The sequence below is a fragment of the Plantactinospora sp. A48 genome (assembly GCF_055793945.1).
In genome coordinates, this window is record NZ_JBTIXF010000044.1 from 37,478 (window position 1) to 57,078 (window position 19,601).

A 19,601-nucleotide genomic window follows, 5' to 3' on the forward strand; every position below is an offset into this window, starting at 1 on the left:
TCGGCGGCCGGGCGGAGTCGTCCGCTCAGGCCACATCGGGGCCAGCGCTCAGGTCGCGTCGAGGCTGGTGCTCAGGCCGCGTCGAGGCCGGTGCGCAGGGCGCGCAGGGCGTAGTGGGTCCGGGACTTCACCGTGCCGATCGGCACGCCCAGCCGGCCCGCGACCTCTTCCGGTGACCGCCCGACCACGTACACCTCGGAGAGCAGACTGCGCTGCGCCGAGCTCAGCCGACCGAGCGCGTGCCGGATGGCGTACGCCGCCAGGACGGTGCCGGTGGTGTCGTCACCGGCGGGAATCCAGGTCATGTCGACGAGCTGGACCTCGGTCGGACGGCCCCGGCGCAGCCGTACGCCGTCGATGACGAGCCGCCGGGCGACGGTGAGGAGCCAGCGGCGGGCGGCATCCGGCTCGACCGGCACCGAGTCGAGGTGCCGCCAGGCCCGCAACATCGTCTCCTGAAGGAGGTCCTCGGCGGTCTGTGGCTGGCCACGGGTCAGCACGAGCAGGAGACGCAGCACGGCACGGGCGTGGTCCGCGTGCAGCGCGGTCATCCGCTCGGCCCGGCCGGCCGGTGATGCGTCGGGTGCCCCCAGCACGAGATCTCCCCCACGATCAGGAGTGACGGTGAATGCGGCGAGCCTAGGGACGCGCGATGCGAATGGACTGACGCGCGAGTGCGGATCGAGTGCCGTCGCCGTTCGGAGTCGGTTACGGACGCGACGTGGCCGCCGCGAGCAGGTCGGCCAGCCGCCGTCGGGTCCGGGTCTGCGCGTACGGGATCAGGGCCAGCGCCTCCCGCCACGCCCCCACCGCGGCGTCCTGGTCCCCGGCGGCGGCGAGGGCGTCGCCGAGCAGCGCCAGCACCTCAGCGGCCGGCGCCGACGCCGACGCCTCCTGATAGGCGACGGCCGCTTCGCGCCAGCAGTCGACCGCCTTGCCGAGTTCCCGGCGGGCGACATGCACCTGGCCGAGCGCCTCCCACGCCTCGGCGATGCCGAGCCGGTACTGTGCGCCACGCGACAGCGCCATCGCCTGCTCGGCGCAGCGCACGGCCTCGTCCTCCCGGCCCAGCTCGGCGTAGCTCGCAGCCATGATCACCAGGACGTCCGCGAGCAGTTTGTCGTCTCCGCCCGCCCCGAGCGCCGTGGAAAGCGCCCGGACGACCTCCTCCTGTCGCCCCTGAGCGCGCAGGATCATCGCCCGGTTGATCCCGGCCCGGGTCATCTCGTCGTACAGGCCGAGCTGGGCGAGCAGCTCGACGGCCCGGTCGAGATGCCCGATCGCGGTCTCGTGCTCGTGCCGGAAGTAGGCCGCCCCGGCCAGGCTACGGTGCGTCCGGGCCTGCCCGACCAGGTCACCGCCCGCCCGGGCGGCGTCGAGGGCAACCTCGCCGGTCGTCGTCCAGTCGGCCCATCGACCGCTGCGTTCGAAGAAATGCTGCATGCCCAGGGCGAGCTGCCACGCCTCGGTGTGCCGGCCCTGCCGGGCGGCCCGGCCGACCAGCGCGATCAGGACCTGCCGCTCGGCGGTGAACCACCGCATGGCGTCGGCGTCGTCGGCGAAGTGCAGCGGGGTCTCGCCCGGCCCCGGCTCGATCATCGGGTGGTACTCGGAGGCCAGCAGCCAACGGTGCGCCTGATAGCCGGTGGCCCGGTAGAACCCCAGGCAACGCAGCTCCGCGGCGGCGCGCTCGGCCGGGCTGTCGTTCTCCTCGCCGAGTTCCGTGGCATAGGTCAGCAGCAGGTCGTGGGTGCGGTAGCGGCCCGGCAGATCCTCGCTGATCAGGTGCGCGCGGCTCAACTCGCCGAGCAGCGTCCGCGCGCTCCGCAGCGGGACGCCCGCCAGGCCCGCCGCCCCGGCGGTCGAGATGTCGGGGCCGGGGTGGATCGGCAGCAGCCGGAAGAGTCGGGCGGCCGGGGCGGACAGCGCCCGGTAGGACCAGGAGAAGACGGCCCGCAGGCCGGTCTGCGAGTCGTCGCCGTCGAAACCGTCCAGGCTGCGGGGCGCCTGGGCCAGCTCGGCGGCGATCTGCGCCGTTGGTGTCCGCGGCAGGCTCGCCGCGCGGGCGGCCACCACGGCCAACGCGAGCGGCAACCGCCCGCAGCTGGCGATGATGGCGTCGATCGCGACCGGGTCCGCCGCGACCCGGCCGGCGCCGAGCGGCCCCAGGAGCACCGCGCGGGCCTCGTCGACGCTCGGTACGCCGACCCGCAGCGGGTGGGCGCCGGCCGTGGTCAGCAGGGTGCTCAGCCGGCTGCGACTCGTGACGATCACCAGGCAGCCGGGGGCGCCCGGCAGCAGGTGCCGGATCTGCTCGGCGTCCCGGCAGTTGTCGAGCACGATCAGCAGGCGCCGGCCCGCGAGGCTGCTGCGGTACATGCCAGCCTGGGCGTGCAGCTCGGCGGGAATGCGGTCCTGGGGCACCCCGAGCGAGCCGAGGAAGCCACGCAGCGCCTCGGCCGGGCTCATCGCCGGCTCCCGCCCGTCGTATCCCCGCAGGTCGACGTACAGCTGCCCGTCCGGATAGTCGGGGGCGAACTCGTGGGCGAGGTGGACGGCGAGAGCGGTCTTGCCGATGCCGGGCATGCCGTCGATCGCCAGCACCACCGGCCCACCCGGCCGCCCGACCGCCGTCCGGGCCTCGGCGACGAGGTCGTCCCGGCCGCTGAAGAAGGGCAGCTCCGGCGGCAGCTGCGCGGGCCGGGGAAATGGCGACGACGACCGGGTACGCGTCGGGTGGGTGCGCTGGTGCAGCAGCCGGTCGTACGCCTCCCGCAGTTCCTCGCCCGGATCGATGCCCAGGTCCTCGGCGAGGCGGCGGCGCACCTCCCGGTACATCTCGACGGCTTCCGCCTGGCGGCCGTCGGCGGCGAGTGCCAACAGCAACCGGCTCTGCAGCGACTCGTCGAGCGGGTGTTGCCCCGCGGCCTGCCGCAACGGCGCCAGCACCGCGCTCAGCCGGCCGCAGCGCTCGGCGGCGTCGGCGGCCTCGCGTACGGCCTGGGCGCGTTCGGCCTCCACGGCGAGGAACGTCGGATGCAGGCGGGAGGCCGGTTCCAGGCCCGCGGCGCACGGGCCGCGCCACAGCCGCAGGCCGTCGAGGGAGTGCCGCAGCGCCGACTCAGCGTCGTCGTCCTGCAGGCACCGGCTGGCCAACCGGCTCAGCGATCGGAACTTCAGCAGGTCGAGGGACTCCTCGTCGGCACGCAGCCGATAGCCCGACAGCTCGCGGAGGATGTGCCGGCCCGCCGACCGGGTGGGCAGACCGGGCTCGAGCAGCCGCCGCAGCTCCCCAACGTGCCGGTGCACGACATTCGCGGCGCTGGCCGGGGCCGCCTGGTCCCAGAGCAGGTCGACCAGCTCGGCCAGGGAGACCGGTGAACCGGCCCGGGCCAGCAGCAGCGCGAGCACCAGGCGCTGCTGGCGGGCGCCGAGCCGAAGCTCGGCACCGGCGCGGACGACCCTGATCGAACCGAGCACCGAGAAACCGATCGTCTCACCCGCCTCTGCCTCCGCCCGCACACCGGCAACGGTAACCGGCCGAGCCGTCGCCGGAGCTGGCGACCGCAGGTCCGGGGCCTGCGGGGCGGCGACCAGGCTGTGGCACCGCCTGTTCAGAGCCGGTGCTGGCGTCCGCTTTGTGGTGTCTCGCGACCGGACGTGGACTTCCGCCCATCGAGGTTCCTACGCCCGTTGATCTGTCCACAGTGAGGCGAGCCCGCGGTGAACCGTTCCGCCAGCTCCCGCGCGCCCACCGAGCCGATCCAGGTGTGGAACCCGTCCGCCGATCTGATCAACCGGTCCACGACGGCGCGCGTCGCCGCCGCGATCATCGGCGGTCCCCGCATAGCGGTGGCGCCGTTGTTGCCCGGGCGCCGGTCGACCGTACCGCCGTGCTCGCGCCATCGCACTTGACACTCGACGTCAAGTACTTGACGATTGGCGTCAAGTAGCGGAGGAGGCAGCATGGGGCCAACCCACGAGGAACTGACCGAGCATCTCATCCGGTTGATCGACGTCCGCCTGCTCGACCCCCTCGAAATCCTGGCCGACGACCACGGCGCCATCGACCCGCTGCGCGCCGTCATCCGGGAACGGGCCCGATCCTGGGCCACCACAATCGTCAGCGGCGACGACCGAGCAGCCGTCGGCGTGATCATGCGCGCGATCTCCACCCTCTACCCGGGGGACGGACCGTTCGACCCACCCGTCGACTGGTGGCGTACCCCGCTCGGCCAGGCCGTCGCGCGACGGGTCGGCCACCCGACCGCCGAATCCGTGTCGTACGCGGTGGCCGGCGCCATGCTCGGCATCACCCGCCAGGGCGTCCACGACCTGGTCTCCCGCGACAGGCTCGCCCGCCACCCCGACGGCGGCGTGCGCTGCGCCTCCGTACGCGACCGACTGCTCAAGGAAGGAACCCGACGTGCCTGAGACCATCGTCCACTCCGGGACCGTGCCCATCGCGATCCGCGACTTCGGCGGACCCGGGCAACCGCTGCTGCTCCTGCACGGCGCCGGCGGAAACCTCGCCCAGATGGCCACCCTCGCCGAGCACCTGCGCCCGACCCACCGGGTGGTCACCGTCGACCTGCGCGGTCACGGCCGGTCCGGAGACGGCCCGTGGCACTGGGACGACGTACTGGCCGACCTGGCCGCCGTCACCGACCACCTTGACCTCGCCTCCCCAGCGGTGGTCGGCGTCTCCCTCGGCGGCATGCTCGCCACCCTCTGGGCGCAGCGTCACCCGGAGTGCCCCGGTGCCGTCAGCTTCGACGGCAATCCGCCAGTGAACCGTCCGGACCAGCTCGCCGGGCTGGACCCGGAGCAGGCCGAGACCGAGCTGGCCAAGCTGCGAGCCGTCTTCGACGGGATGGCCGCGATGCTGGCCGAGCCGCTAACCGCCGAGCAGGTGGCCACCATGCTTGCGGGGCAACGAGCCATGGCCCAGCGCTACGGCGCCGCACCCGACGATTGGGCGACGGCCTTCGAGCGCAACCTCGTGCCCAGCGAGGACGGCCGCAGCCGGCTGCGGCCCGCCCCGGACCTCACCCGGCAGCTCCGGGACGCCATGAACTCCCTCGACCTGATACCCGCCTACCGCGCCGTCCGCTGCCCGCTGCTGCTCGTTCTCGCCACCGAGGACCTGCCCGAACAACAGCCGTTCCACCGCCTGTACGAGGCTTACCGCAGGGCCACCGCCGAACGGCTTGCCGCCGTGGACAACCCGTCGCTGCGGGTGCGGCATCTCGCCGGCGCCAGTCACGCGATGGTTGCCGAACGCCCACAGGAAATCGCCACCCTCATCACCGACTTCCTCAGCCCTCACGACAGAGGGCGACCCGCAGGAGCCCGCCTCCCGGCGTAGGTCGGACCGGCCTGGCCGGGTGGGTCGTCGCCTGCATCGCGGGATCGTTCACGACGGTGCGCCAGCCGCCCCGGGGACGTGGCTGGTCACCGTCAGCAGGCGCCGGACCGCCGAGGCTCCGCCACCGACCAACCCAGCAGCGCACGCTCGCCGAACCCGGCCGGGACCGGTGGCAGCAGGACGGGCAGGACAGTTCAGATGATCCTCGACTTCCGCTACACCCCGTTGATCGTCCGAAGTGAACCGTGCCCGCCCGGTCAGCATCGCCGATCTCGTCTGTGGCCAGCGCACCGGATGTCACCGTGCCCGAAACCGCTGCTGGCCGGCCCGCGGCGCTGGCGGGGCCACCGGATCCCCGCGCTCGCGCTGGGCATCGCCCCGGACATCCGGACATGCGATGTGCGGATGCTCGATCAAGCACCGGAAGGTGTCGGGCAGCCCGGCCACTGTGGTCAGGTAGGGTCGCTGGCCCAGCGGATCGGCGATGTCCGGGCGTTACCGCAGACTCGACCACCCGCGCAGCACGCCGACCTCCACGACAAAACAACCGACCAGTTCGTTCACATCCACCCAATCAGGATCGCCGAGGATCCCCTCGTCTGCCACCGATCGCGCGCCGAGTGTCGCCAGGGCCGCTTGACCAGATGCATCCTCATGCCGCTTCCGAGCGTCGCTCTGCGTCACGGTAATCACCTGGCCAGGAGCTGGGAAGCTTGCGTGAGGTCGGGTTGAGGAACGATGGTCACCATGGTCGCCCGTGGCATCGACGAACGAGACGCCCGCTACGTTCCAGTCGTTACCCGGTCGTACGGTTGATCGTTCGGCGGTCTATCACCACTCGCTACGGGAACTCCTCGACCTCGTCGGCGCCGAACCTCCGGACGTCGACGCGCCCGACGACGGTCTGTTCTGGCATCATCGTGCCCGGCGGATGATCGGTGAGACCGTCGCACACCGGGCCAAGCACCCACCGGCGCTCCCGGAATGCCCGACGAATGGTTCGACCCGCTGATCCGAGCCGCGGTATACGAGCCGAATCCAAGCTTCAACCGGCAACTGGTCAAACCCGCCATCGCCGCGTTCGGCCGCCGCCGCGTCCAGGCCGCCCTGCTTGACCATCTCGACACCGGTGCCCCCGCCGACGCGGCAGGTCCTGCGCGTCTCGGTCAGTAACTGGTCGACCGACGGTTGAGTGAAGCACCTGAACGCCCGCTGGTGACACCGCAAACCACCCGGCAGCATCGGATACGTGTCGACCAGTGCACCATCGGTTCGTCGTACCGTCAGCCGGTGGCTTGGATTCGAACTCGGGTGGCTGCCGATCATCGTCCTGATCGGACTGGCGTACCTGGTGATGACGCTGCCCGAGCTCTTTGACGCCGCGGCCCGCATGAACGTGGGCCCGTCAGTCGGCCACGCCGTGCTGGCCGAGTTGAAAAAGCTCGCCGACGGCACAGAGCCGTGGTTTCGGCGGCCCGAGGTGTGCGTCCTCACCAAGTACCTCACGATGGCCGCGCTGCTGGCCGGGCCGGTGCTCTGGTGCGCGGCGCTGGTCCGCTCGGCGCGGGCCCGCACCTGGCGGCCGTTCGTGGTGAGCGTCGGGGCGGTGCTCGCCGGACTGATCGCGTTGCCGGCGCTGACCTGGGCGGCCGAGCTCGCGGTGGCGCTGTTCCGGGTGGCCCGCTGGCTCTTCCACGAGGTGGGGCGCTTCATCGCCTGGATCAGTCCGGTGCTCGCGATCATCCTTCTCGTGCTGGTCGGGATCGCAGCGATCGCCGGGCTGGTGGCGGCGATCGCCGCCATCCACCGCGGTCGCCGCTGGCCGACCGCAGCCGTCATGGTGGCCGTGGTCGCGGCTCTCGGCCTGGCCTGGCGCCTCGGTGTGTTCGACGGCTTGTTCGCCCTGCTGCACCGGATAGCCGAGGTGATCACGGGATGGATCGCCACCTACGTCGGACCGGTCATCGCCGTGATTGTCTCGCTCGTCTTCCTCCTCGCGATCGTGCTGATCGCGCTTGGCGCCGTGGTCGCACTGTTCGGGCACGTCGGCCGGACGATCGTCCTGCCGTTCGCGTCGGCCGGGAGCGCCGGGCGGAAAGAGGCGGAGTGCTTGGACACCGCAGCCGGGCTGGGCGTCGCGCTCTCGATGCCACTGACCGCGACGGTCATCGACCCGCACTACCGGACCGAATTCCTCATCGATTGGCTGGCGACCCCGGTGCTCCGGGCGGTGCCGTCGCCGCTCGGGTTGTACGACTTGCTGCTCCGGGACCCGGCCGTCCACATCCTCGCGCCAGCATTCAGCGGCTTCAACCCGACCGTCGACTTCGCGCTGGCCGTGCTGGCCACCGCCATCGCGGTGCTCAGCCTGGCCTTCGGTCAGGCCGGGTGGTCTACCGACCGGGGGCGGCCGAACGTGCTCTACCCGATCATGGCGGTCGTCGGCGCGGCCATCGCGCTGGCGATACCCGTCCTGCTGCTGACGTGGTGGGCCAAGAACCAGTCCGACAGCTGAGCATCGGTCGTGAAGAGCGGCCCACATCAGGCGGTCGCCATTCTGGCTCCCCTCGGTGTCAAGACACCGCCGGGAGGAGGGTTCTATTCTGGGTTTCGGCGGGTTCGGGATGTGACTTCTCCGAAGAGCCGGCTGGGGGATGTGAGCCGGTCACGCTGGACTCAGTTGCCGTTCCTCGTTGTCCTCCCCCGGCCCGCCGCCGCGGCGACCGCGTCGTTGATCACGGTGCGGTAGACAATGTCGGACAGGCGTCGTTTCAGGGCGCGCATCGCTTCCATCGAGGAGAAGGCTACGTTGACCGCCAGCAGTTCCGGCTCGGGAATCCAGCCGGAGTGGTCGAACACCCAGCCGTCCCAGGCCGCGTAGGTGTGGAAGATCTGCTGCTCACCGGGATGGTGCACCGCGGTTATCTTGATCGGCCGGTCTGGACAGGAGTCCCGGCGGACCCAGGCGAGAATGTGACAAGCTCCGGCAGCGAAGAAGGCTTGATCCGTGCGTTCCCACGCGACCCGTTGGTCTGATCGCTCGATCGGCGTCCGGCGAAACGCTCCCGCTGCTTTGGCTGCCACAGCCGGGACGGTAGTGGTTGAGCCGGTGCATCCGCTCATGCCGCGACGACTGCAATCCTTGGTAGAGCCAGCTCAGAGCTACGTCAGCGACAAGGACATTCCCGATGACATCGTCGGCCACGCGGCGCAGCAAGGGGTCAAGGCAGCCCCGTGACCAGGGACTTTCGCTGGCATAGAGATGCATCCAGCTTTCGAGATCCGGCTCGTCCCCGACACAGACGCTCGTCCAATATGATCCGGACGGATGTGCTGCGATGGTTCGGCTGAGCGGTCGGGTCCCTGCGGGTCGGGCTGGTCCGAATAGCCGGCGGTTATCACCAGCACGGCGAGACCAGTCACCAAGTCCGCCAAGACGACGTTGTGTCGCTCCAGAACGATGCCGTACTCAGCTTCTGTGTCGGGGTAGCGCTTCAAGCCCGGCAAGGTGTGGAACCGCACCCACCGGTCCCGGATCTCCCGCAGATCATAGGGCAGCTTGGAGCATCCCGGCCACCGTTGATCTCACAACGTTGACAGCCGGGTCGGATCGATCACGACGTCGATCATCAACCAGGACCAGAAATCCAGCAATACGGTATCCGCTCATACCGCGATTCGCGCGCCCGGCAAGCCGGGGCGGGCCGTCGCTGATGGCACTGTTGCCGCATTCGCTAGGCTCAGCGGTGTAGTCGTTCACCAGTTTCGTTCACCAGCATTGTTGCGACGACCGCCTGAATCCGCCCCGTCCGGGTGGGGCCAAGCGAGGCCGTCATCAGCGCGATCGGCTCCGTCGAGATCGCCGCCTCCCTGCTCGCCATCGAGCACGGCGCCGTGCCGCCCACGGCGAACCTGCACAAGACCGACCCGGAATGCGACCTGGACTACGTGCCGCTGGTGGCCTAGCGCGTACGCCGAGATCGTCGGCGGCGAACCGGGCCGCCCCCTCGACGTAATCGGCGTCTTCGGCGAAATGGTCGCCTACCACGACGGCCGGTTGCCGACCTGCCGGGCCTGACCCGGCCGCCCGCCCGCACCACACCCCCACGAGAGGAATCGTCACTGTGCCCCTCAACTCCGCGCCCTACGCCCGCCGGGCGATCGCGGCGACCGCCGCCATCGCCGGCCTGATCACCCTGGCCGCCCAGCTCCCCGGTGGTGCGTCCGTCGCCCCGACGGCGGCGTCCGCCGGGCACCGCCACGGCGACCCGGCCCACACGACCGTCGCCCCGCCGCCGCTGGACCCGGCCACCGTGCCCGTCGCGTACGTTGTCGGTCCGCAGTCGACCGTGGGTCGGGACGGGTTGGTCGACGCGTGCCTGGTCATCGGGCACCCCGAGCAGGAACGCACGGTACGACTGCCCGCCGCCGTGGCCGAGGCGCTCTACCGGAACACCCGCTCCTATCCGGGCCCGTGCGCCGACTACGGCCCCGCGAAGCCGCTCGGCGACGGCACCGTGCGCATCTACTCCCAGCTGGTCGGGGAACGCCCGGTGAGCCTCGGCTTCGTCCTGGACCGGCAGGCGCTCGGCGGTCTGCCGGTGGAGCCGACCGACGGCATGCACTGCTACGACGCCAACGGCGACGGCGTCACCGACCCGGCCACCGAGTGCCTCCACGAACACGCGTACCAGCTCGACCTGCCGCAGCGGTTCCGGCAGGTGGTGGGCGGCCCGTTCCAGTGGGCCATGCTGAACTGGGACCCGCGTGGGCACGCCCCCGAGGCGGTCTACGGGGTACCCCACTTCGACCTGCACTTCTACGTCCAGGACCGGGCGGAGGCGGAGGCTATCGACAGTGGTCCGTGCGGTGCCTTCCTCGTCGACTGCGCCGACTACGCCGAGGGGCGCATGCCCGTCCCGGACCGCTACCGCCCGGCCGACTACGTGGACATCGACTCGGTGCTGCCGGGCATGGGCAACCACCTCGGCGATCCGAACTCCCCGGAGTTCAACGGCCAGCCGTTCACCCACACCTTCATCTACGGCGCCTACTCGGGCAAGGTGACCTTCTACGAGCCGATGGTCCGGCAGGCGTGGCTGACGGACCTCGCCGCCGGGCGGGTCGCCCCGTCCTGCCAGCCGCTGAAGCTCCCGGCGGCCTGGCAGGAGGCCGGTTGGTACCCGACCAGCTACTGCATCTCGTACCGGGCCAACCGGCAGGAGATCACCGTCTCGCTGACCGACTTCGTGTCCCGGCCCGCCTCCTGACCCGAAACCCCTTCGGACGACCGGGAGATTCCGCTGCGCTGCACCGAACCCACGATGAGCGACAGCGGATTCTCCCGGTCGATCCGGCGGCCCGCCGGGAGGCGATGGCCTGATTCCCCGCCAGCGCCGGGTGCCGCCCAGGGCGTTCGCCGATGCCGTCAGCCCGAGGTGGGGCCGGTCCTCCGACCGACATCAGGCACCACCACTTCGAGGCGAACATCGGTCAGTTCCTCTCGCAGGTCGCGGGCCGGGCTGAGGTTGAAGACGGGAACCCCGTCCCTGCCGAAGTGGACCCGGTGCATCGCGGACGAGACCACATCGTGGCCCACGGGCGAGGCGACCGCGTGGTAACAGATCCAGGTGTTGCCGTCGTAGTCGGTGAAGAAGGAGTTGTGCCCGGCACCGTAGAGCCCTTCCACCGACTGGTAGTTCAGGACCGGCGTGATCGCCTTGGACCATGCGGAGGCATCCAGGTAGTCACCGCCTCGGGGAATGCTCAGCATCCCGATGGAGTAGGTGTAGCCTCTGGCCGCTCCACCGGAGTACGCGATGTACACGGTCTCGTCGGTCAGGAACGGGTACGGGCCTTCGTTGTTGATCGTTCCCTGCACGTTCTCCCAGCCGTACAGCGGGCGCGTCAGCAACACCGGTGCGCTGATGAGACGGGTGGGGTCAGCCACGGTCGTCTCCGCGATGTAGACCATGCTGCCCGAGTCCATCGGCGAGCCCAGACCCGTCCGGAATGACCAGACGAGGAAGCATCTCTCGTCGGCCTTGAAGTAGGTCATGTCCAAGGTGATGCTGCCGCTCTCGGCCAGGTAGGAGCCGTCGGCCTTCCGGACCCGTACGGGGGTTTCCCAGCTGTCGGCGCGCATGATGTCGTGACCCTTCTTGAGTCGCATCATGTGGCACTGTGGCCCCCACTCCGTGCCGCTGACGGCGAACAAGATGTAGAGGTCGTCGCCGATCTGGTGGAACTCAGGGGCCCAGAAGGTCTGCACGAAGCCCTTGCTCTCGTCCGCGTCGAGGATCACCTGCTCGCGGAACCCGTCGTCGAACAACCCGTTGATCGTCTCGGACTCCCGGACGTGGAGGCCGATGTCGTCCACGTTGTCGTTGGTCGCGAGGTAGTAGTACTTCCCTTCGCAGGGCAGAATCACCGGGTCCGCGTATCCGCGCGCCAATGGGAAGGGGTGAACGGGAGTCTGCACCGTGCCGGAGACTCGGTAGGTTCCCGGCGCCGAGAAGTCCACCGCACCGGTGTCCCAGGCGACCGACTTGTCGGCCGTGGAGCCGTCGGAGTAGACGGCTGTCGCCTTCACCGCGGCCAGTTCCGACCGGGAGGACGCGACGACAGTCTTGGGGAGGCGGGTTTCCGTATGCACCAAGGGCGTCCACCGGTCCCGAACGGCTTGCGCGATCGACGGTTCCACCGCGAGCACGTTTCCCGGGTTGATGTGCGTCAGGTTGCCGGGGTCCGCCACCTGTGGGAACTGGGATGCCGGCCGGGGTCCCTTCGATCCTCCTCCCGCGAGGTCGACAGCCTGGTTCACGTACGTGTTTCCGTCGGTGTCTCGCCACAGAAACTCGTACGCGCCGACCGCCTCGTCGTACTGACACGCGACGGCATCGACGTGCAGCGAGTTGTGCAACCGAAGGAGCCCTCGGGATCGGAACTCCGTCAGATCGGTCGACGTCCACACCAGGACACAGCCACGGCTTTCCTCGTCCGGTGCTCCCCGGGGTGCGACGCGGACGGCGACCAGCCCGAACCCGCCTTCCCTCGTGCGGAACAGGAAGGGGTTCTTGGCGCCCTTCTCCAGGATCGTGTTGTGCTCGCTCACCGTGGCATCGGGAAACAAGATCCCGTAGTTCTGGTTGAGCGGCTCGAACGGTGCCCCGTCCTCGCTCAACGCGAGGTGGATGCTGCTGCTCAGCGAGTCCGTGTACTCGTCGAGCGGTGTTCGGGTGTAGACGAGAACCCTGTCTTCCATGACGTACCTGTTCCGTTCGGTGTCTGGCGTTGATGACTGGTCTCTGGATCCGACGACGGTCAGCATCGCGGAAGATGGTCAGCCAGTCCCAGGTGGCGTCACGAATCTCCCGCTGGACGACCACCATCTCAGTACCGCCGCCGTAACAGAACAGGCTCAGCTCGACGCACCGAGCAACGCTGCGATGAACGTGGACGGCTCGATGGTGATCGGCCGGTCGCTGACCTGCCCGTCACCAACCTCCACGACCCGCCACACGCCGTCGGCGCGCAGCGCCAGGTCCACCGTCACGAATGGCAGACCCAACGCGCCGATCAACGGAGCAAGCCAGTCCAGGCCAAGCCCCTCCGGTGGCGAGTCATTCGGGGTATCAGGGTGCGATCCGACCAACCTGCACCGGCCATCCACCCACCAGGTACGCACCTCAGCCGAGACGAACGACTCGAACTCCCGCAGGACGAACCCGCCCACGAAGTCATCCTCGCGTAACTGCCGCAAACGGCTCGCAATCCGCCACGCGGTGTCCCCGTCGCCGACATCCGGAACATAGGCGGCCTCGTTCCAGTAGTGCTTCGCCGACTTGACGTAATCCCGTACGACTGCCGGACCCGCACCGAGCGTCCGCCGCGCTCGGTCGAACCCGGCCCGATCCACACCTACGGTCCAGACCGATCGTGGGCTGACGGCCGCCAGGGCCGGATACCAACCAGGCAACTCATGCGCCCGCCGATAATCCTGAGCAGTCGAACGGACGGCCACACCGCGCCGGGCCAACGCCTCGACGAAACCCCCGTACCGATCGCTACGCAGCATCCAGCCCCGGTAGACGGCCCGGTCACCAGCCGGTACGGACCCAACCGCCCGTTCCACGTCGCCTCGGGCCAGCGCGTCGTGGTCAACCACCGCAACACTCAAGCCAGCTTCCCGAGCCGCTTGTGCCTCCGGCCCGAAATGCTCATCCGGGCGACGCGGCCGAAGCGGATCGCCAGGAACGAGAAGCAGCACGCTCCCGATACTCCCCGACCGGCCGGACGACATCCAACGGTTATCCCACCACCTCGAACCGGCAGTGGCGGATCCGGGTGGATGGCCGCGGTGGGCCACTGAGCGCTGCCCTGACCGGGCGCCGTAGCGTGCTGCCATGAGTAACGGGCCGGCCCGCTTCGGCGGGCGAGACGATGTGGTCCTGGCGGTGGTCCTGGACTGTCTCGACCTGGACCGGTCGGCGACCTTCTGGTGCGGCGTGCTCGGGTATCGTGCTGAGCCCAGCTCGCCGGGTCGCTATCAGCAGTTGCTACCCGGCGACGGAAACGGCGTCGAGGTGCTCCTGCAACGGGTGGCGGAGCCCAAGAACGCCAAGAACCGGGTGCATCTGGACCTGCGGGTACCCGACCTGGACGCTGAGACCGCCCGGGTGACGGCCCTGGGCGCCCGCCGGGTCACAGCCGAACCCATCCAGGAGTACGGCTGGACCTGGCATGTGTTTGCCGACCCCGACGGCAACGAGTTCTGCGTACTCCAGCCGCCCACGGATCCCGACGAGGACGGTTCTACCTGAGCCGCTGACGGCTGCACCACGCCGTGCGACACGCCGATGCTGGCCGCCGAGGACGCTCCCCCACACCCTGCCTGGCCGTCGAACCCGGCTCCGTCGTCGCGGCCGACCTGCACGATCTGCGGCAAAGATATGCGCAGCGATCAACTTGTCCCGCATGTGCAGGCTTTTCGACCGGCGCGGGCCGCTGCTGTTTGGCGGTGATGGGCACCCTTCGTGCCTGCCGTCGCGCTATTTACCGTAACGGTCGCGGATGACACCTTCCGATGAGTACGAGCCGACAAGGGTGGCGCTGTCGCGGGCTGAACCCACGGCCAGCCGGTCGACGAGGGTGCGTTGAAACTCCTGGAAGGCGGCGAGTTCGGTCAGGCCGTTGCCGTCCACCACGTGGACGAACGTGACGCCGTCGGCCAGCCGGAAGGAGCTGTAGTGCAGGCCGGGCGGCGCGGTGTGGGCCAGTTCGGCGAAGACATCTTCGATCAGGCGTTGGTTCTCGTCGGCGGCGTCGGGTTTCGTCTGGTACCGGATCATTGCTGCGGTCATCACGGCACTCCTCGAGTCGTTGGCTGTCACTTCTACTGACAGCGCTGCCGTCACGAACTCATCGCCAGGACGAGTCCGCGATGAGTTCGGTGCTCCGCCGCTGTCAACAACGATGACAGCTACCTTCTGGAGGACCGGCGTGAGCGGCAAGCAACGGACGACCGTCGAGCAACGTTGGGTGCTGGGGCTGACCTCAGTCGGCGCGGTGATGGTGGCGCTGGACGCGCTGGTGGTCGCGGCGGCACTGACCAGTGTCCGGCGGGATCTCGGTGCCTCGGTCGAGCAGTTGGAGTGGACGGTGAACGCCTACAGCATCACCTTCGCGATGTTGCTGGTGACCGCGGCGGCGATCGGCGACCGGTGGGGTCGGCGCCGGACGTTCGCGTCCGGCGTGGCGCTGTTCTGTATCGCATCGATCGCTTGTGCGCTGGCCCCGTCGATGCCGGCGCTGATTGCCGCCCGAGCCGTCCAGGGCATCGGCGCGGCGGCCGTGATGCCGATGGCGATGGGCCTGCTCGGTGCCGCGTTCCCGCCCGAGCGTCGCGGCTGGGCAATCGGTCTCTTCAGCGCCTTGACCGGTCTGGCCGTGCTGGGCGGCCCGGTGGTCGGCGGTGCCGTGACCGAGGGCCTGGCCTGGCAGTGGATCTTCTGGATCAACGTCCCGGTCGGCGCCCTGGCAATCGTCCTTGTCCTGCGGTTCATCCCGGAGAGCACCGGCCCGGCCCGGCGGCTCGATCCCGGCGGCGCGACGCTGATCACCGCTGCCGTGCTCGGCATCGTCTGGGGCACCGTCCGCGGGGCCGCGTCGGGCTGGGGCAGCCTGGAAGTGATCGGGTCTTACCTGCTGGGCGGGCTCGCTCTGGTGGGCTTCCCGGCGTGGGAACGGCGGGCGCGGCAGCCGATGGTGCCGCCGGCGTTCTTCCGGTCGAGAGCGTTCACCGCGGGCAATGCAGCCGGTTTCTTCCTGACTGCGGCGCTCTACGGTGCGGTGTTCTTCAACGCACAGTTCATGCAGGTCGCTTTCGGATCAGGCCCGTTGAAGGCGGGGTTGCAGCTCCTGCCGTGGACGGCCACGTTGTTCGTGGTGGCGCCGGTCGCTGGCCGGCTCGTGGATCGGATCGGTGAACGTCCGCTGGTGGTGATCGGGCTTGCCCTGCAGGCGGCCGGCATGTTCTGGATCAGTGTGGTGAGCCGCGGCGCGGTCGGCTACTCCGAACTGGTCGCGCCGCTCATGGTGGCCGGTTGCGGTGTTTCGATGGCGATGCCGGCGACGCAGAGCGCGAGCGTCGGGGCACTCCCCCGCGATGCCGTCGGGATCGCCTCCGGCGTTTACAGCATGATGCGTCAGCTCGGCGGGGTGGTCGGTGTCGCCGTACTGGGTGCGATGTTCGCGGCCGCCGGCGGCTACGGGTCGTTCGAGACGGGGTTCGCCCGGGCGCTGGCCGGCTGCGGCGTACTGTCGTTGCTCGGCGCGCTTGCCGGACTTGGCATCACCCGGCGCGGTTCCCGCCAGAGTGTGGTGGTCGTCCAACCGGCGCTGGTGCGGGAGCAGGCATGAGTCTGGAGAACGAGTTCGCCCAATTCCGTGCGGGGCTGGTCGGCCACTGCTACCGGATGCTCGGATCGCTGCACGACGCGGAAGACGCGGTGCAGGAGACCTACCTGCGCGCGTGGCGAGGGTACGCGGAGTTCGAGCAGCGCTCGTCGGTGAAGACCTGGCTCTACCGGATCGCGACCCGGACCTGCCTGAACGCCCTGCGGCACAGCAGCCGCCGGATGGTGCCTTCAGCACTGGGCGCTCCGGGCACCGACCCCGACAACCTGCAGGCGCGTGCGCCGGAACTCGGCTGGCTGGAACCGCTGCCAGACCGGTTGCCGAGCGCCGACCCGGCGCTGGTGGTGAGCGGCCGCCAGAGCCTCAGGCTGGCGATGGTCGCTGCGCTGCAGCACCTGTCTCCCCGGCAACGCGCTGTGCTGATCCTGCGGGATGTGCTCGCCTGGCCCGCGTCCGAGGTAGCCGATCTGCTTGACACCACCACGGCCGCCGTCAACAGCTCACTCCAGCGGGCCCGCGCCGATCTGGCCAAGCTCGCACCAGCCGAGGACCAGTTCAGTGAACCGCCCGAGCAGGTGCGCCGGGCACTGCTCGACCAGTACGCCCGAGCCTTCGAGCAGGCGGACCTGGCCGCGCTGGAGAAACTGCTGACTCAGGACGTTCGATGGGAGATGCCACCGATCCCGACCTGGTTCAACGGCCGCGACAACGTCCTGCGCCTGCTCCGGGCGAAACTGTTGCCGGAGCAGGGCGTACGGATCATCGTGGAGACGTCCGCGAACGGGCAACCGGCGTTCGCGTGGTACGTCCGCGGCCACGACAGCGCCTTCCACGCGCACTCGATCCAGGTACTGACCTTGACCACCGCGGGCGTCTCCGCAGTACTCGCCTTCCACCGGCCGGACCTGTTCACCGCGTTCAGCCTCCCGATTCACCGCTCTTCCGCTGAGGCATCCGCATCCACGTGATCAGCCGCGCCTCATCCTGGGGACCAGGACGACACGCTCGGCCCAGGTCGTTCGGTGTCCCTCGGACACAGGAAGTCAGCGGCAGACGAGTGCTGGCGATGCGTCCGCCTCAGCGCAAGCCGAGGAGCTGATGGATTCCGTGCGCGGGGCTGTAGCCGAAGGCTTCGGTAGCGGCGTGGGAGTCGTAGACCCGGTCGAGCCTGCGGGGCAGCGGCCAGTTCCGCGCGCGGAAGGCGGACGCGACCTCAGGAAGCCGCGTTGCGATCAGGCCAGCCGCGTCGTGGTGCAGGGCGGGGCAGTCAGCGCGGGTGAAGGGGTACGGTCCGGCGATGTTGAAGGTTCCGGTCGCGGCGTGTTGTCCGGTGAGGCGCACAGCGGCCGTCGCGACGTCGTCCAACGCTACCGCCCGGTGCAGGAAGTGCGTGGCCAGTACGGGTGGTGGTTCCGGGAAGCAGCGGGCAATGCGCAAGGTGACTGACGGCGTGGCGGCCGAGGCGACGAGCCGCTCGGCGGCCAGCTTCGTCTCGTCGTAGATGTCACGCGGACGCGGCTCCAGCGCCTCGTCGACCCATACCGCCTCATCGACGGGCACCAGGGCGTGTCCGTAGACGCTGGTGCTGCTGATGTAAAGAATGCGCCGGACACCCAGCCGGTCGGCTTCCTCGAGCAGCGCGTCGGTGGCGTCGACGTTGACGGCCCGGAACTCCCGGTCGTCGACTCGGCCGACGTGTGGTGCGTGCAGGGCAGCGGCGTGGATCAGGACGTCCGACTGCGGTAGTGCGGCACCGCGCACGTCGGTGCTTCGGAGATCCCCGGTGATGCTGGTCCATCGGCCTGGTACTCGGTCGATCCCACGAACGAACCAACCATCCGCATGAAGAGCTGCCGCTATCGCCGCGCCTACCCGACCCGAGGTCCCGGTGACCACCGCGACACGGATCGATGATTGTTCGTCTGGCCGTTCTTGCACAGATCATTCTGTGCGGTTGGGCAGCACCTCGTCGACCCCACCCGCACGTGCGGGCGTATGGCGGAGGTGGCACGACCGTGCGCCAACCGCCTGCCGCCGAGACCGCAGTCCCCACACCGGGTCGCGGCCAGACGGTTGCCCGGCTGTGGGCTGTGCCGCACCGGACGGGGCGGCAGCCGAACCGCTCTGCGACAGGCAGGGTAGAACTTCACTGTATGAGCGAGAACCGCGCCGAGTTGGAAATCGAGCTGGACCGGCTGCGGCGGTGCCCGTGGGCCGAACGTCGTCGCCTCGTGTGGCGGTTGGTCGACCTCGGGCAGACGATCGTTCCCCAGTTGCAGCACATCCGACGGCACGGCCCCGGCCGCCTGCGCGCTGCCGCGCTTGAGATCCTCGTCAACGTTGTGGGCGAGGCCGGTCTGCACCCGGCGGACCTTGCCGCGGCGGAGCGTCTGGTGCGCGTGAAAGCCCCACTGGAACCCTTCTTGAACCTCATGCTGTGCTGGGATGCGTGGATGTGTGTGCGAGGTGGCGATCAGCGAGGAGTCATCGCCGCTCTGGGGTTGACCGTGAGGCGGCCGGCGACGTTCGCCCTCGCCTCCAGCGTCGTCTCCGACCACCTCGACGACCCTGACGGGCTGGTGTTCGTCACCCCCGAACTGAACGGGTGGACCGTCGTTGCGGGTCGGTGGTGTGACCCGAGCCACGACCAACGAGCCGAGCAGGTACGGCAGATCGTCGAGGACCTCAGCAGCAGGTACGGGCAGGCACACGCGTACTTTCTCACCGAATACTCCGACCATTCGGCCTGGTTGATCGCGGACAAGGGCCGGACCATCCGGCGGTACAGCGAGGACTCACCGGCTTTGGCGATCGGGCAGCCGTTACCGATCGAGCGTCGCCATCTGGATGCTCTGGGATTTTCCGGTAGCCCCGAAGAACTGCACGGTGACGACATGGAGGAAGCGTTCGACGAGTTCTCGGCCAGTTGCACGGCCCGTACGGTTGCCGCGGAGCTGAGCATCGACATCGTCGGGGGTGTCCGGCGCAGCGACGCCGTCGTACGTGGAATCGGGGTACTGGCCCAGATCCCGGGCGTATCGACCACGATGTCGCCGGGCGCGTACAGCATCTGACGACGTCAGCGACCCGCCGGATGCGTCGAACCCCACCAGCCGAGCCTCCGCACATCGGGCATGATCATCGCGTGCGACCACGACGCCTGGACCATCGATACCGACACAGCGGTCTTTCCGCTCACCGCGCCCGACGAGCGTCCTGCCCCGACACGAGCGCGGGGGGGGGGGAGGGGGTCGGGGGGGAGGGGCGTCGGGGGGAGACGGTGGGGCGGGAAGGAGACGTGGGCTGCTCAGCAGTA

Annotated in this window: 17 protein-coding genes and 2 pseudogenes; 10 read left to right on the forward strand and 9 right to left on the reverse strand. The window is 69.6% G+C overall.

The window, feature by feature from the left end; all coding sequences use genetic code 11:
- Positions 1-71: 71 nt before the first annotated feature.
- Positions 72-596: a sigma-70 family RNA polymerase sigma factor gene (locus ACXN5W_RS21060; RefSeq protein ID WP_473160056.1), complete on the reverse strand. Its 525-nt coding sequence runs from the start codon at positions 594-596 to the stop codon at positions 72-74.
- A gap of 112 nt (positions 597-708) precedes the next feature.
- Positions 709-3,522, reverse strand: coding sequence for an AfsR/SARP family transcriptional regulator (locus ACXN5W_RS21065; RefSeq protein ID WP_473160057.1), 2,814 nt, complete (start codon positions 3,520-3,522; stop codon positions 709-711).
- A 444-nt stretch (positions 3,523-3,966) separates the two neighbouring features.
- Between ACXN5W_RS21065 and ACXN5W_RS21070 the strand changes: the two genes are divergently transcribed.
- Together ACXN5W_RS21070 and ACXN5W_RS21075 are read left to right on the forward strand one after the other, a co-directional pair.
- Positions 3,967-4,434 (forward strand): hypothetical protein, encoded by a 468-nt coding sequence (locus tag ACXN5W_RS21070; protein ID WP_473160058.1) that lies wholly within the window; start codon positions 3,967-3,969, stop codon positions 4,432-4,434.
- Positions 4,427-5,368, forward strand: a complete 942-nt coding sequence (locus ACXN5W_RS21075; RefSeq protein ID WP_473160059.1) for an alpha/beta fold hydrolase — start codon at positions 4,427-4,429, stop codon at positions 5,366-5,368. The genes ACXN5W_RS21070 and ACXN5W_RS21075 overlap by 8 nt, the downstream gene beginning before the upstream one ends.
- A gap of 495 nt (positions 5,369-5,863) precedes the next feature.
- On the opposite strand, the gene ACXN5W_RS21080 is transcribed toward ACXN5W_RS21075, so the two are convergent.
- Complete coding sequence (locus ACXN5W_RS21080; RefSeq protein ID WP_473160060.1) at positions 5,864-6,052, reverse strand: hypothetical protein; 189 nt, start codon at positions 6,050-6,052, stop codon at positions 5,864-5,866.
- 300 nt (positions 6,053-6,352) lie between these two features.
- On the opposite strand from ACXN5W_RS21080, the gene ACXN5W_RS21085 reads away from it, so the two are divergent.
- The gene (locus tag ACXN5W_RS21085) at positions 6,353-6,541 is read left to right on the forward strand and encodes a hypothetical protein (RefSeq protein ID WP_473160061.1); all 189 of its coding nucleotides are present in this window, start codon (positions 6,353-6,355) and stop codon (positions 6,539-6,541) included.
- Between the two features lie 76 nt (positions 6,542-6,617).
- Positions 6,618-7,883, forward strand: coding sequence for a hypothetical protein (locus tag ACXN5W_RS21090; protein ID WP_473160062.1), 1,266 nt, complete (start codon positions 6,618-6,620; stop codon positions 7,881-7,883).
- Positions 7,884-8,044: 161 nt separating this feature from the next.
- Here the strand turns inward: ACXN5W_RS21090 and ACXN5W_RS21095 are convergent, their stop codons facing one another.
- Together ACXN5W_RS21095 and ACXN5W_RS21100 are read right to left on the reverse strand one after the other, a co-directional pair.
- On the reverse strand, positions 8,045-8,452 hold the full coding sequence (locus ACXN5W_RS21095; protein WP_473160063.1) for a hypothetical protein: 408 nt from the start codon (positions 8,450-8,452) through the stop codon (positions 8,045-8,047).
- A gap of 73 nt (positions 8,453-8,525) precedes the next feature.
- Positions 8,526-8,926 (reverse strand): annotated as a pseudogene (locus tag ACXN5W_RS21100) (DUF3885 domain-containing protein); the annotation flags it as partial.
- Between the two features lie 276 nt (positions 8,927-9,202).
- Between ACXN5W_RS21100 and ACXN5W_RS21105 the strand changes: the two are divergent.
- Together ACXN5W_RS21105 and ACXN5W_RS21110 are read left to right on the forward strand one after the other, a co-directional pair.
- Positions 9,203-9,331, forward strand: a pseudogene (locus ACXN5W_RS21105) (beta-ACP synthase); the annotation flags it as partial.
- Between the two features lie 161 nt (positions 9,332-9,492).
- Positions 9,493-10,638 (forward strand): hypothetical protein, encoded by a 1,146-nt coding sequence (locus ACXN5W_RS21110; protein WP_473160064.1) that lies wholly within the window; start codon positions 9,493-9,495, stop codon positions 10,636-10,638.
- A 158-nt stretch (positions 10,639-10,796) separates the two neighbouring features.
- Here the strand turns inward: ACXN5W_RS21110 and ACXN5W_RS21115 are convergent, their stop codons facing one another.
- Complete coding sequence (locus tag ACXN5W_RS21115; protein ID WP_473160065.1) at positions 10,797-12,698, reverse strand: family 43 glycosylhydrolase; 1,902 nt, start codon at positions 12,696-12,698, stop codon at positions 10,797-10,799.
- A gap of 90 nt (positions 12,699-12,788) precedes the next feature.
- A complete protein-coding gene (locus tag ACXN5W_RS21120) occupies positions 12,789-13,547 on the reverse strand; it encodes an ATP-grasp domain-containing protein (protein ID WP_473160066.1) in 759 nt (252 codons plus the stop codon).
- A gap of 226 nt (positions 13,548-13,773) precedes the next feature.
- Here ACXN5W_RS21120 and ACXN5W_RS21125 point away from each other — a divergent pair, with 226 nt between their 5' ends.
- Positions 13,774-14,190, forward strand: coding sequence for a VOC family protein (locus ACXN5W_RS21125; RefSeq protein ID WP_473160067.1), 417 nt, complete (start codon positions 13,774-13,776; stop codon positions 14,188-14,190).
- 228 nt (positions 14,191-14,418) lie between these two features.
- On the opposite strand, the gene ACXN5W_RS21130 is transcribed toward ACXN5W_RS21125, so the two are convergent.
- The gene (locus tag ACXN5W_RS21130) at positions 14,419-14,730 is read right to left on the reverse strand and encodes a hypothetical protein (protein ID WP_473160068.1); all 312 of its coding nucleotides are present in this window, start codon (positions 14,728-14,730) and stop codon (positions 14,419-14,421) included.
- Positions 14,731-14,869: 139 nt separating this feature from the next.
- Between ACXN5W_RS21130 and ACXN5W_RS21135 the strand changes: the two genes are divergently transcribed.
- Both ACXN5W_RS21135 and ACXN5W_RS21140 read left to right on the forward strand, forming a co-directional pair.
- On the forward strand, positions 14,870-16,288 hold the full coding sequence (locus tag ACXN5W_RS21135; protein ID WP_473160069.1) for a DHA2 family efflux MFS transporter permease subunit: 1,419 nt from the start codon (positions 14,870-14,872) through the stop codon (positions 16,286-16,288).
- A complete protein-coding gene (locus ACXN5W_RS21140) occupies positions 16,285-17,253 on the forward strand; it encodes a sigma-70 family RNA polymerase sigma factor (RefSeq protein ID WP_473160070.1) in 969 nt (322 codons plus the stop codon). Before ACXN5W_RS21135 ends, ACXN5W_RS21140 begins: the two co-directional genes overlap by 4 nt.
- 109 nt (positions 17,254-17,362) lie before the next feature.
- Here the strand turns inward: ACXN5W_RS21140 and ACXN5W_RS21145 are convergent, their stop codons facing one another.
- On the reverse strand, positions 17,363-18,223 hold the full coding sequence (locus ACXN5W_RS21145) for an NAD-dependent epimerase/dehydratase family protein (RefSeq protein ID WP_473160071.1): 861 nt from the start codon (positions 18,221-18,223) through the stop codon (positions 17,363-17,365).
- A 77-nt stretch (positions 18,224-18,300) separates the two neighbouring features.
- Here ACXN5W_RS21145 and ACXN5W_RS21150 point away from each other — a divergent pair, with 77 nt between their 5' ends.
- Positions 18,301-19,359, forward strand: coding sequence for a hypothetical protein (locus tag ACXN5W_RS21150; RefSeq protein ID WP_473160072.1), 1,059 nt, complete (start codon positions 18,301-18,303; stop codon positions 19,357-19,359).
- Positions 19,360-19,601 lie beyond the last annotated feature (242 nt).